Annotated in this window: 18 protein-coding genes; 5 read left to right on the plus strand and 13 right to left on the minus strand. The window is 49.7% G+C overall.

The genetic code is table 11. The features are described 5' to 3' along the window. Positions 1-27: 27 nt before the first annotated feature. Together idnO and idnD are read right to left on the minus strand one after the other, a co-directional pair. On the minus strand, positions 28-792 hold the full coding sequence (gene idnO, locus ABU190_RS13245) for a gluconate 5-dehydrogenase (RefSeq protein ID WP_041851306.1): 765 nt from the start codon (positions 790-792) through the stop codon (positions 28-30). Positions 793-816: 24 nt separating this feature from the next. Further along, positions 817-1,848, minus strand: a complete 1,032-nt coding sequence (gene idnD, locus ABU190_RS13250) for an L-idonate 5-dehydrogenase (protein WP_354691559.1) — start codon at positions 1,846-1,848, stop codon at positions 817-819. A 215-nt stretch (positions 1,849-2,063) separates the two neighbouring features. On the opposite strand from idnD, the gene idnK reads away from it, so the two are divergent. Further along, a complete protein-coding gene (gene idnK / locus ABU190_RS13255) occupies positions 2,064-2,588 on the plus strand; it encodes a gluconokinase (protein ID WP_103245162.1) in 525 nt (174 codons plus the stop codon). 60 nt (positions 2,589-2,648) lie between these two features. Here idnK and ABU190_RS13260 read toward each other — a convergent pair whose 3' ends face one another. Further along, positions 2,649-3,776, minus strand: coding sequence for a metallophosphoesterase (locus ABU190_RS13260; protein ID WP_354691560.1), 1,128 nt, complete (start codon positions 3,774-3,776; stop codon positions 2,649-2,651). Between the two features lie 142 nt (positions 3,777-3,918). On the opposite strand from ABU190_RS13260, the gene ABU190_RS13265 reads away from it, so the two are divergent. Further along, complete coding sequence (locus ABU190_RS13265; RefSeq protein WP_354691664.1) at positions 3,919-4,026, plus strand: hypothetical protein; 108 nt, start codon at positions 3,919-3,921, stop codon at positions 4,024-4,026. Between the two features lie 57 nt (positions 4,027-4,083). On the opposite strand, the gene ABU190_RS13270 is transcribed toward ABU190_RS13265, so the two are convergent. Further along, positions 4,084-5,226, minus strand: a complete 1,143-nt coding sequence (locus ABU190_RS13270) for an iron-containing alcohol dehydrogenase (protein WP_354691561.1) — start codon at positions 5,224-5,226, stop codon at positions 4,084-4,086. 149 nt (positions 5,227-5,375) lie between these two features. On the opposite strand from ABU190_RS13270, the gene ABU190_RS13275 reads away from it, so the two are divergent. Further along, positions 5,376-5,522, plus strand: a complete 147-nt coding sequence (locus tag ABU190_RS13275; RefSeq protein WP_354691562.1) for a hypothetical protein — start codon at positions 5,376-5,378, stop codon at positions 5,520-5,522. Here ABU190_RS13275 and map read toward each other — a convergent pair. Together map and ABU190_RS13285 are read right to left on the minus strand one after the other, a co-directional pair. Then, the gene (gene map / locus ABU190_RS13280; protein ID WP_071194995.1) at positions 5,519-6,304 is read right to left on the minus strand and encodes a type I methionyl aminopeptidase; all 786 of its coding nucleotides are present in this window, start codon (positions 6,302-6,304) and stop codon (positions 5,519-5,521) included. The genes ABU190_RS13275 and map overlap by 4 nt on opposite strands. Further along, positions 6,301-6,552 (minus strand): ParD-like family protein, encoded by a 252-nt coding sequence (locus tag ABU190_RS13285; protein WP_041851297.1) that lies wholly within the window; start codon positions 6,550-6,552, stop codon positions 6,301-6,303. Before ABU190_RS13285 ends, map begins: the two co-directional genes overlap by 4 nt. Before the next feature lie 199 nt (positions 6,553-6,751). Between ABU190_RS13285 and ABU190_RS13290 the strand changes: the two genes are divergently transcribed. After that, on the plus strand, positions 6,752-7,000 hold the full coding sequence (locus ABU190_RS13290; RefSeq protein WP_052249310.1) for a biofilm development regulator YmgB/AriR family protein: 249 nt from the start codon (positions 6,752-6,754) through the stop codon (positions 6,998-7,000). A gap of 118 nt (positions 7,001-7,118) precedes the next feature. Here the strand turns inward: ABU190_RS13290 and ABU190_RS13295 are convergent, their stop codons facing one another. The 7 genes from ABU190_RS13295 to ABU190_RS13325 all read right to left on the minus strand — a co-directional run bounded on the left by ABU190_RS13295 (position 7,119) and on the right by ABU190_RS13325 (position 11,630). Continuing rightward, positions 7,119-7,427 (minus strand): hypothetical protein, encoded by a 309-nt coding sequence (locus ABU190_RS13295; RefSeq protein WP_354691563.1) that lies wholly within the window; start codon positions 7,425-7,427, stop codon positions 7,119-7,121. Positions 7,428-7,481: 54 nt separating this feature from the next. Then, positions 7,482-7,721 (minus strand): hypothetical protein, encoded by a 240-nt coding sequence (locus ABU190_RS13300; RefSeq protein WP_071194997.1) that lies wholly within the window; start codon positions 7,719-7,721, stop codon positions 7,482-7,484. Positions 7,722-8,024: 303 nt separating this feature from the next. Beyond that, positions 8,025-8,276 carry a hypothetical protein gene (locus ABU190_RS13305; protein ID WP_354691564.1) on the minus strand — a complete coding sequence of 84 codons (252 nt, stop codon included), beginning with the start codon at positions 8,274-8,276 and terminating at the stop codon, positions 8,025-8,027. Positions 8,277-8,341: 65 nt separating this feature from the next. Then, positions 8,342-8,557 carry a hypothetical protein gene (locus ABU190_RS13310; protein WP_296414797.1) on the minus strand — a complete coding sequence of 72 codons (216 nt, stop codon included), beginning with the start codon at positions 8,555-8,557 and terminating at the stop codon, positions 8,342-8,344. A gap of 345 nt (positions 8,558-8,902) precedes the next feature. Beyond that, positions 8,903-9,127: a hypothetical protein gene (locus ABU190_RS13315; protein ID WP_354691565.1), complete on the minus strand. Its 225-nt coding sequence runs from the start codon at positions 9,125-9,127 to the stop codon at positions 8,903-8,905. Between the two features lie 306 nt (positions 9,128-9,433). Then, on the minus strand, positions 9,434-10,165 hold the full coding sequence (locus tag ABU190_RS13320; RefSeq protein ID WP_354691566.1) for a MerR family transcriptional regulator: 732 nt from the start codon (positions 10,163-10,165) through the stop codon (positions 9,434-9,436). Positions 10,166-10,409: 244 nt separating this feature from the next. Then, complete coding sequence (locus ABU190_RS13325; RefSeq protein WP_354691567.1) at positions 10,410-11,630, minus strand: diguanylate phosphodiesterase; 1,221 nt, start codon at positions 11,628-11,630, stop codon at positions 10,410-10,412. 345 nt (positions 11,631-11,975) lie between these two features. On the opposite strand from ABU190_RS13325, the gene ycgZ reads away from it, so the two are divergent. Beyond that, positions 11,976-12,218 (plus strand): regulatory protein YcgZ, encoded by a 243-nt coding sequence (gene ycgZ / locus ABU190_RS13330; protein WP_354691568.1) that lies wholly within the window; start codon positions 11,976-11,978, stop codon positions 12,216-12,218. The last annotated feature ends 73 nt before the right edge of the window (positions 12,219-12,291 follow it).

A 12,291-nucleotide genomic window follows, 5' to 3' on the forward strand; every position in this document is an offset into this window, starting at 1 on the left:
GCAGCGCTGCATCTTAGTACTAACGAGTCACACAGCGACCAGCATGCCGCCGTCAACGAACAGAAGATGACCGTTAACAAAATCAGAGGCTTTAGAGGAGAGGAACACCGCAGCGCCAATCAGCTCTTCCGGGTTACCCCAACGCGCCGCAGGCGTACGTTTGCAGAGCCAGCCGGTGAAGGCTTCGTCTTCGACCAGCGCTTTGGTCATCTCGGTTTTGAAATAACCCGGAGCAATACCATTCACCTGAATGTTGTGTCGTGCCAGCTCAACGCACATGCCACGGGTCAGCATTTTTACCGCGCCTTTGGAAGCGGCATACGGCGTGATGGTGTCGCGTCCCAGTTCACTCTGCATGGAACAGATGTTGATCACTTTCCCGGCCTGACGCTCAACCATGCGACGGGTTACCGCTTGCGATACCAGGAAAACCGCCGTCTGGTTAACCGCGATCACGTCATTCCACTCTTGTTCCGGGAAGTCATTAAACGGGTGGCGGCGCTGGATACCGGCATTATTGACCAGAACATCAATCGGCCCGGTTTGTTCTTCGATACGTGCAATAGCGGCATCGATTTCTGCTTTTTTTGTCACGTTAAACGGAGCGGCCACAGCGCGGATATCCGCTGCGCGCAGTTTTTCAACAGCGGCATCAGCCCGCTCCTGATTAATATCGTTAACGATGATTTGTGCGCCGTATTTCCCAAGGCCGGTTGCTAATAAGTAGCCAATACCCTGTGCGGAACCGGTAATCAGGACATTCTTGCCCGCCAGTGAAAAAAGGTCGTTCATGGTCTTATTCCTTATCACGATGCATTAAAAAACGAGTTGAACTTTGGCGGCCTGGGTTTTATCGCCCGCGAATTTCAGCGCCTGCTCCAGCTCGGTGAAGGGGTATTCGCCGCTTAATAACGGCAGGGGATCCACCACGCCATTCGCCAGCCAGGAGACAGCGGTATTGAATTCAGTGGTGAAACGGAAGGAGCCTTTCAGGGCAATCTCTTTGGCGATGAGCATCATCATCGGGAAATCCGCTACCGCTCCGCCCATCCCTACCTGAACCATCGCCCCTCTGGCGCGCGTCACTTCCAGGCAAGTGGTAATGGATGTCGGATTCCCCGACACTTCGAAGCTGACATCGAAGTAACCTTTTTCCGCTTTCCACGGCGTCAGATCAGCGCTACGCGGATCGAGGAGCGTGTCGGCCCCCATTTTTTGCGCCAGTTCCAGCGAGCGAGGGCTGATATCCGCGCAGACGATTTCTGCCGCGCCCAGCGTTTTCACCGCGCTGACAATCAGGCAGCCAATCGGACCTACGCCTGAGATAAAGACACGTTTGCCTTGTAAGTCACCGGCCTGATGAGCAGCGTGAATAGCAACCGCCAGCGGTTCGGCAAAGGCCATGATTTTGGCATCGGCATTACTGGAGAAAGGAACGCATTGCGCGGTATCCACCACTTTAAAGCGGGTAAAACCACCGTCAACATGCGGGAAATACATGGCGCTGCCAAAGAAGCGCATTTCCGTACACTGATTTTCTTCTTTCGCCAGGCAATATTTACAATGACCACAAGGTTTTGATGGATTTACCGCAACAGTCTGTCCTTCTTGTAATTTTTCTGAATCTGAATGAACAATTTTGCCAATAACTTCATGGCCTAACACCATCGGTGCTTTAACAGCAAAATTACCGACCTTGCCTTCCTGATAATAATGTAAATCGGATCCACAAATCCCCCCTCGGGTTATTTGTACCAATGTACCTTTATTATTCCATTCAATTTCCTGGTCGGTAACGTCAACAGTTTGCTTTCCCGCTACAACGCAGGATTGAGTTTTAATCTTCATGTTTCCTCTCTGGTCAGGACGTGGCCTGGTGGGCATTTAAACGGTTTTCCCTGACCTGAATTGTGACGGATGTCACGCTCAAAAATTGTTACACTGCAATGTTACGCATAACGTGACGCGCTTTATAATTCTGCTTTTCATGTGCAGAAAAACATAAACGCATCGCTATTTGCACGGTAATATCCGCGTCATCAAAATGAGACAGGAGTAATTAAATGCGCGGTGAGAGTTATATTTTAATGGGGGTATCGGGAAGCGGAAAAACACTGATTGGAGCCAAAGCCGCCGCCGTACTTGGTGCGAAATTTATTGATGGGGACGACCTCCATCCGGCAAAGAATATCGATAAAATGTCAGCCAGCATTCCCTTAACCGATGAAGACAGATTGCCATGGCTGGAACGATTAAATGACGCGTCTTATAGTCTGTATAAAAAGAATGAAACCGGTTTAATTGTTTGTTCGGCATTAAAAAAACGCTACCGCGATATTCTGCGCAAAGGCAGTCCAAATGTGCATTTTCTGTGGCTGGACGGCGATTATGAAACCATTCTGGCGAGGATGGCGAAACGGCAGGGACACTTTATGCCGGTTGAATTACTGAAAAGTCAGTTCGCCGCGCTGGAACGCCCGGAACGGCAAGAAGATGACGTTATGCGCATAGACATCAACCATGAGGTCGATAATGTGGTTGAGCAGTGCGTGCAGGCAGTTGCAACACTGCGGGCAAAAAAGGGATAACCCACTAAAGCGTTATCAAGAGTGATAGCGGCAAGCCGCCGCCACACGACTGCCTCCATTTCAACGCGCCGTGGATACCGCTGAGTGCAGAATCAACTCGGTAATTTCAGAAGGTCGGCCAAGCCGTAGCGGAAAACCGTTCCACAGCCCGGCACCGTTACTGACATACAGCGTCATTGGGCCGACCGCGTAACGACCGGAGATATAGCCGTTATTGAGGGGTTTCACCAGTTGGTCAAGCCCCAACACCATCCCACCGTGAGTGTGACCGGAGAGCTGCAACTTCACCCCCGCGGCGGCGTTATCATCGGCGGTACCTGGCCGGTGGTCGAGCAGGATAACGGTGTCATCGGGGCGAGTGCCTTCCAGCGCACGTTTCAGGTCCGGCCCATCAAAACCGTAATTTTCCGCCACTTTATCCGGCACGCCTGCCAGCACAAACGAGGCGTCACCGCGCGCAATACGTACATGCTGGTTGGTCAAAAAGGGAATGCTCAGCGTCTGCCAGGCAGGCGCCCAGCTTGCGTAGTCGAAATAGTATTCATGATTGCCGGTGATGGCATAGACACCATCCGCCGCCCGCAGTTGTGTTAGCGGTTCGACATCCGGCAGGCGATCCTCTACGGAACCGTCTGACATATCGCCGGTAATCGCGATGAGATCCGGCTGCAGGGCGTTGGTTCTGGCAACAATCTGCTGCACCCACTGGCGGGGCAACAGGCGCGTGGCATGAATATCAGCCAGTTGTACCAGCCGGTAGCCATCAAAAGCAGGCGGCAGTCCGGGAATCGTCACATGGACGGTACGAACGCCAGGCACGCGCGTAGCCTGCCAAACGCCAATCCCTGCCAGCACCACGGACAGTACCAGCAGAGGTAGTGTGATGGGCAAGCCGGGGAGGGTTTTACGGGTCAGTAGCCCGACAAGTAAAGCGAGCATATCGCGCAGCAGAAGGAAACTGGCGAACAGCACCACGGCACCAAACAATCCGCCAGCCAGCATCACAACCGGGCGCGGCCATTCTGGTGAAAATGAACTCCCCCACAGCCAGCGGCTAAAAAAGCGGAACTCACAAATGCCCACCAGCACAAGGAACAGGCCAAAACGGAGAACAGGAGACAGTGGAAGCCACCAGATAAAACGAGAACCAATATAGAGTGCCGGTAACAACATCCAGATAAAAAACATCGTTATCTCCCTACCTGCGTTTGCATCACAAAGCGCGCGTAAATGAACCCTTTTAAAATTAGCACGTTGTTGTAATGCGCCGGTTGCTGTTTTCTTACGCGCTGCGGCATCTGGTTGAGGTATTTCATAGATTGAAGCCGAACTGTACCTCGGCGTGGTTCTCGGGGTCGAGGCCGCGCCGGATAGTAAGAAAATCGAAGAAGTGACTACCCGCGCAGTGACGGTTTTTCTGCTCGCCTATCGGGCCTGATTCAGGGCAAAAAAAAGCGTATGTCGCCATACGCTTTTGTTTCTGTCACTCTGAATATCAGGCGCCGTAATAGGCGCTGGAATAGAGTGTTTTCACATCTTGTACCGTTGGCTGATTGGGATTGGTCAGGGTGCACGGATCATCCACCGCGTTGTGACTCATCCGGTCGAGTATCTGCATAAATGCGGCCTCTTTAATTTCAACCTCGCCGCATTGCCCAAGGGTTTCTGGAATATTCAGACGCTTATTCAGGTCCTTAATGGCGGTAATCAGGTTGCCAATGCCCAGCGCTTTCTCCAGCTTCTGGTACTTATTGGTATAGATAGAATTATATTGAATGATATACGGCAGCATAATGGCGTTCGCCAGACCATGCGTAATACCAAACTCCCCGCCAATCTTATGCGCCATAGAATGCACTAACCCCAGAGACGCATTGGTGAACGCAATGCCCGCCAGTGCAGAGGCATTATGCATGTGCATACGCGCATTCAGGTCATTTGGCGACAAATAGGCGATTTCCAGATATTCGAACACCAGGCGAATGGCTTCAACCGCATAGGGATCGGTAAAGGAGTTGGCGGCAGTCGAGACATAGGCCTCAAGCGCGTGTGTCATCACATCCATCCCGGTATGCACGGTGACATGCGGCGGCATTTTTGCCGGAATGGTCGGGTCCAGAATGGCAATATCCGGCACCAGATCTGCCGCCACAATCGGGTATTTGATGTGATGAGCCGTATCGGTGATAACCGAGAACGCGGTGATTTCAGAGGCGCTGCCACTGGTGGACGGAATGGCGACAAAACGGGCTTTATTACGCAGTGCGGGCATGGAGCCGACGGGAATAATGTCTTCAAACGTCAGGTGCGGATGCTCGTAGAAACACCACATCACTTTGGCCGCATCCAGCGCGGAACCGCCGCCGAGTGCCACAATCCAGTCCGGTTCAAATGCCAGCATGGCTTTCGCCCCACGCCAGACCGTTTCAACAGAGGGGTTGGGTTCGACATTATCAATGACGGTGCACTCCATCCCGGCTTTCTTTAGCTCGCTGATGGCCCTGTCCAAAAAACCAAAGCGCTTCATTGAACTGCCGCCCGTGACCAGCGCGGCTTTTTTCCCTTTAAGGGTTGCCAGATGTTCTAATGCGTTTTCGCCATAAATAATACTGCGCGGAATAGAGAATGAAAGTGTCATAGAAGACTCCATAAATTTAAGATAAAAGATTGGGTTTTATTTTGCGCGCAGGCAGAAAAAGGAACGGGAAATAAGATGTGCGCAGAGTAAAAGCAAATCTTTGGCAGGACACCGGACGATTGTGGCAGCAATGCCCGAAGGAATTTGTGATGAAAGCAGAGGAATTAGACGGTACCGTTCTGGGCGTCTTTTTTCGCGTGCGCAAGAAGAAGATGGGCGTTAAGCAAAGTGCGCTAAAGCGCGGGCAGGCGGTTCAGCGATTGTCTGCCCCGCCTGAAAAAAGAAGTGGGAATTAAAGCCCCGGATACTCGGGTGAAGGATCCGGCCAGGGCGTTAACAAATCGAAACCGCTGTCGGTAACCGCCACCATATGTTCCCACTGCGCCGAAAGAGAACGATCTTTGGTGACCACCGTCCAACCGTCGGACAGCACGCTTGTCGCGGCTTTACCGGCGTTGATCATCGGCTCAATGGTAAAAATCATCCCTTTTTTCAGTACCAGCCCTGTCCCCGGGCGACCATAGTGCAGGATCTGCGGTTCTGCGTGATATTCCTGCCCCACGCCGTGGCCACAGTACTCTTTCACCACTGAAAAACCGGCAGACTCCGCCACCTGCTGAATAGCCGCGCCGATATCGCCCAGTGTCGCGCCGGGGCGTACGGCTTTAATCCCGGCAACCATCGATTCATAGGTGATATGGGTCAGTCTCCTGGCACGCACGGAGGGCTCACCCACAAAATACATGCGGCTGGTATCGCCGTACCAACCATCCTTGATGATCGCCACGTCAATATTGATGATGTCACCCTCTTTGAGACGTTTCTCCGACGGAATGCCGTGGCACACCACATGGTTGACCGACGTGCAGACGGTGCGGGTATAGCCGTTGTAACCAATGTTCGCCGGGATCACCTTTAATTCGTGGCGAATGAAATCGTGGCACAGTTTGTCGATCTCATCGGTTGTCACACCCGCGCGAACGTGGGGTTTGATCATCTCCAGCACTTTTGCCGCAGCGTGTCCCGCCGCGCGGGCCATTTCAATCTCTTCCTGAGAGTGCAGTTTGATGTTCGTCATCTGGCTTCATGCTCCATTTGCAATGACAGCGGCTCATCGTCAACCAGCTTGTTGATATCCACGCTGCCCTTAAGCTCCGCCCGAACCAGCAGGCGAGTGAGTTCCTGATGCGTCAAATGCGGATACAGCTCTGAAAGCATGCCGATTTTCAGCCAGTGCTCTGCCTGTGCATTGATTGAACGGCTCAGTGCGTTACTGGCAAGACGCAGGTTTTCATGCATCAGGTCCGAGATTTTAACGATACCCATGGTCTATGCACCTCCTTATACGAATCATATATGAAACGTATAATACATACTCTAAACCTGAAGGGGAATTTATTAATTCGCCTGCTAAAGACGGAAAAACCTGCTTTTCGCTATGCAATTTGCCAAAAGCAGCCTAGATTTTGTGAACAAGGGGATTTTTCCGATTTACCGCAACTGCAGCAAAAGGAAGAAAGTACACATGGCCCTTCACCCGGCAACACAGTTTCTTAATTCGTCACAAACCATTCGGCTACCGGTTTTCAGCGCCGAGCTTGCTTTTATTAAAAACGTTGAAGAAAAGCTGGCTTCGTTAAATTTACCGGTCAGTAACAAAGCGGTGATTCTGGCGATTATTCGCCATCTTGAAGAGGAGAGTGACCCGGAAAAAACAAGGATGTACCGTAGTGCTCTGGAAATGGTTGTCAGTAGAACACCGGACGATCTTTGAAAAGCGTGGCGACGAAACGCGCTTCCCAAAAAGTGGAACACATCGCCCCTGCCCGGACATTCTAACTACTACACATAAGGGGCCAGCGGGGACAAAAAAAGTAACAACTTTTTGATACTTAATGTTTTTTATCACCAATACCTGGCGCAACATTATTCAGTTGTAGCAGTTTGCTATTTTTTACGGTTTGCTGATTCCAGCCGGTTCCCTTGTCTGCCGTATGGTCGACAAGTTTGATACTTTCCTGAACCTCTTTAATAGCAGCCAGAATGGCTTCCCGCCGTGATTCCCGCGGTTCCTGTTCGAGATTACGGGCAAGTTGAGCAATGAGTGCCTCGTGGGAAATAGGGGCATCCGCTTCAAGCAGCTCGAGAATGGCATCACCCATAACCAGTTCCACCAGACTCTCTTTGATATTTTTAATCATGCTGACTCCAGAATGCATTTCATGCGAATTCGCGATGACGGCAGCCGCAGATAATTAATCAGCCTCGCGGCTCAGTAATACTCGCAAGATATCAGCATAATGCGCTTCAAGTTCGGGGCGAGTATTTTTTTCAATACATCCAGCAACGGCAATGCAGAGACTATGGCGAGTAATATACCGCCCTTCACGTAACATTTGGATAACAATAGCGCCTAATGTCTGCTCCAGACTAAGCTTGCCATTACCCGAGTCGCCCGCCGTCTCCTGCGGGCCGTCACTGTGTGAGTTATTCATATTTCACCTTACTTATGCATTCAGGAAAATACCTTACGGACAGTAACCATTAACACTGCTAAACAATAAGCATGGCGGGCATTGTGGCATTAGCCGGACATAATTGAAAGGATATCCGATCCTGTTAGCAAAGATAACTGCCCCGGAACAGTGACATTAAAAGCATGATACGTTAAAAAACAGTGTGTCTCACAATGTCAGATGTTTAAGATTTTACTTATCTAATTAATATCAAAGCCAAATAACTTACTGAAACAACAACAATAAAAAAAGCCGAAGGTGGTTATTCACCTTCGGGGTGGTTTAATGAATCTGATAGCTGCTGTGGTAAATTCTGCTGTGAGGTTGAGGCGAAAAATGCTGGTGCGTTCGCACCTCATCAATCGCCCGGGAATAGCTCATTCGCAGGTTATGGTCAGTTGCATTAACCCGTTTATCATCCAGAGTGTGAATTAGTGTGTCATGCGTTATTTCCGCGCCACACTCAAGTAATTGAACCAACGCCTCGCTAATAAGAATTTCTGTGGCTTTGTCGGCTGTTTTTACTGTCATCATCGCCTCCTCATGATTTATATGTCAGGCTGCGGGTATCATCAATGCGCGCAGCCTGGTACATTCATTTACTGCATTTTACGCAAAACCATTTTCCTTGCTTCCTGATAAATAGCCTTACGTTCTGCAATATTTGTTTTCTCCTCTTCCATCAGAAGAGTCAGGCTTAACCCGCGCGTGGTCACGGGTAAATTGTTTTTAATTAAATATGCTGCTGCGAAGCCTATCGCTTCACGAATCAGTTCATCCCGGGTCAAACTTACGTTACCGGATTGTTTAGTCATATAAAGGAAAAAGTCTCCTGTTTCTTTTAGAAAGAAAAATTTACATATTTCAGATACATGTCATTGGGCCTTGAATAATTACTGGCAATGGATGCGTAAATATTTCGCCACCCGTATTCCGTAATGAATCGGGGTATCCGGGAAATCGTTATGAGCCGGACGAATAAAGGCGATGCGTCCTTTTCCCTGGGCCAGTTTGCAAGGCGGCGTATCAAGCTATAAATGAAATCCAAATGGGATTAGCGGCCCGAGTTACGTGCCTGAAAAAGACCCGTTAAAGGGGCTCAGCCTTTTTTCACGGCTGCTTTTAAACCGATTTTTACGGCGTTGGCACGTTACCGGGAACTAATTCTCAGTAAGTGGATTGTGACCATGGCGGGCATTTTTGAGCAGCGAGTGCCCCAACCAGATTTGAGATAATTCGTATTCATTCGTCACCTCCTCAGCGTGTTGTGTTAACATCAGCATTAGTGACTCACGTGATATTTCCTTGTTACTGGCGATATGGCACAGTACTGCTTCACCGATCGCGATATAACCTAACTCATGTTTATCAATGGTTTTTACCAAACCCACCTCCTTTATTTTCAGCCATAAATAATGGCTCGCATTTTTATTATAGCCAGGCGGTTATTCGCCAAATAATATTCAGGGGATTCTTAACAAGGTAATAGAATGGATGAAACGGGGGAACGAGCCGTAGCAAAAGGGAATGCATGCATGTTGCGGGATATAAAGCGAGGAACAGAACAGAGTGAAAGGATTATCACGTAGCGGTGGCTGAACAATGCGAGAAGAATAAACAGAGGGTGGACGGAAGTGAGCGTCTCACTTCCAGCACCGGACACAGAACAGCATGCGCATTACCTTTCCACGCTATGCCCCATGCAACGCGATAGCAAATCCCTGCTCCCGCCAATGGGTAAACTGTTCTTGCTGATGACGCGATAACGCTTTACCGGTCCAGACGAAAATATGCAGGCCAGGAAAAAGCTCCGGACGAAGGGTTTCCAACGGCTCCGCGAGGACGTCAATATTCCAGTCATGCTGAGACAACCGCCAGGCTTCCAGCCACATCCGGGTGCGATCATCGTTGCCCCAACCAATAAACAACGCGTCTTTCCCCATCTTCTTACGAGAACGGGTAAGGCATAAGACGGCGTAATCAATTAAGACACCATCTAATAAACTACACATGGCGCGAGCCGTACTCTGATCGAGCGAAAGCCGTTGGCGTACAGGGACAAAGACATGATCGATAAGAACATCGGCGGTATGCTCCCGTCCCATCGCCGTAATCAAGGCACGTAATTTTGCAGGGCGAACCTGCCTTAATACGGACATGACCTCTTCCTGAAGCGACTCCCAGCCATCATGGGAATCCACTTTTTTATCTTCAAGAAGCGCTTTGACTTTGCCGACCGGGACGCCGCTTTCTATCCAACGTTTAATTTCCTCAATCCGTTGAATATCTTCTTCGTCAAATTGTCGATGGCCCCCTTCACTACGCTGAGGTTTCAACAATCCATAGCGACGCTGCCACGCACGCAGCGTGACAGGATTTATTCCACATCGTTCAGCGACATCGCCAATGCTGTAAAAGGTCATTGCTTCCCTCAATTCAAACCCAATACGTTCCTGTTCGGAACTCACTCTTCTGTACAGGTTGTACAATTTTCATAACTTGTACAAACCAGAAAGTGCTTATGAGCAAGCATAACCGGAAACGGGCCATGTGCAAAAATGGATTTTATTTCACTGATGCCAGTACACAGAGAGAAAAGGCAGGCTTCCCTATACCGCGGATACACGTTGCGGCAAGGGAAATCCAGTTGCTCACAGCAGATGGGATTTAAAGGCCGCCTCTTTTTTCCGGCCACGCAATGGCAGGAATAGCGCCGGACGCAGGAGGGGCAAACAAATACCCCTGGAATTGAGAGATACCCGCAGACTCCAGCCACATCCACTCTTCTGCCTTCTCCACCCCCACGGCCGAAACCATGATTTCCAGAGAAACGCAGCATTTGATGATGGCCTGAATAATGGCCTGCCGGGGACCGCTTTTATGGACATCTTTGATCAGGTCGCGGTTAATTTTGATCCGCTCAGGCTGAAATTGCGCCAGCAACAGCAGGCCTGCGAATCCGGCACCAAAGTGATCGATGGCCACCCGAAACCCGGCTGCTTTCAATAACCTAACGGCATTCGTAAACTCATCCAGGCGGGAAATAATTTCATTTTCGGTGAACTCAACAATGATCTGTTCAGGCACCAGGCCATTGGTTTTAATGGCATCTAAAAGAAAACTAACCGCTCCGGGAACATTCACCAGCGTCATTGGCAGCAGGTTCACGGAGAGTGTCTGAGTCCCCAGATTCAGTGCGGCCGCCATCGCAAACGCCACCTGTTTACTTTTGAGATCGGCCTCATAGATTTCATCACGGCTAAGCCCTTCAAACCAGGCCTGCGCCGAATGGCCCTCAGGGGTACGGATCAGGGCCTCAAGTGAAACCACTTGCCGGGCGAAGGGATCGATAATGGGCTGGAAGGCAAAATAGCAGCCGGCCTCGCGATCAGGGGGCAAGATTTGAGAGAATGCATCCTTTTCATCCGTCACAAACTCCCAGGCATCACCCGGTGGAATCTCAAAATAGTTCTCTTTTTCCAGGTCTTCTACAAACGTGCGAAAGAACTGAAGTGCGCGATCTTCATAGGTCAGTTGGTATCTGGAGGTGCCTTTATCAAGCACATGCTGCAGAACTTCCTCTCTGTCATATTCACGTAAATCAAAGAGTTCCATTCCTGACTTACCAAATCGCCGCAAGGGAGCGTAGTCGCGCAACAACTCAACCAGGTTGTAGTGCCGCTTATCGTTACAAATATGCTGATAAATAGCAGAAACACTTTCCTCAGGGCCTTCAAGCAACTGGAAAAAGTGGGTGCCGTTGAAAAGCAAAATTCCGGTGATATCCGCCTCACCATTTTTGAGATTCGCAGCAGCAACCATCTCCTCCAGCACGCTAAAGGAGACGTTATCGCAGATATGGCTGCGGTAAATAAGAGTTGTGAGCATGAGCTATCCGAGAGAAAGCGTTGTAATTGCCACAATGACAGCGTTTACGCAGGGGACCTTGTAAACAACCATGACCAACGGCGGGTATACAACAGGTGAATGTGGAGACGACAGTCCCAACATCCATGTGGTTTTTTATGTCATCGCAGATAAACGCGTCCCAAAAGTGTAGCCTGGAATAGTGAAATGTGCTGATTTTCTACCGTCTATCTTATTGAAAATAAAGATATAGCATTTATTGTTTAAAATCATTGCCAAATTTGTACAATTTTTATGTACAGCTTTTCTATAGTTGTATAGCTTAACGACTTCAATTATTGATAACGGGTTATACAGGAGTGATGTATGCACCAGAACGGCTACCGTCCGGACACAGCGAATGCCATCGCTCGCTATTTCAGCGCAGCGGATCTTCCGTCACAACAAGAGACGTTAGGGGGGATTGTGGTGGATATCCTCCGGGATGGTCGGCATCTGAACCGTAAATCACTTTGTACAAAATTACTGAGCCGCCTTGAGCAGGCGTCAACGCCAGAAGAGGAACGCCATTATCAGGGGCTTATCAGCCTGCTTTTTGGTAATGATTAAGCCAAATGCAGTAAAAGTATCCTGATAAATCAAGTCACTTCTGAGGGTTAAGGTGTCAGCCTGATTCCTGTCC

It is taken from the genome of Phytobacter sp. RSE-02 (assembly GCF_040578655.1).
In the GTDB taxonomy this organism is placed as follows: Bacteria; Pseudomonadota; Gammaproteobacteria; order Enterobacterales; family Enterobacteriaceae; genus Phytobacter; species Phytobacter diazotrophicus.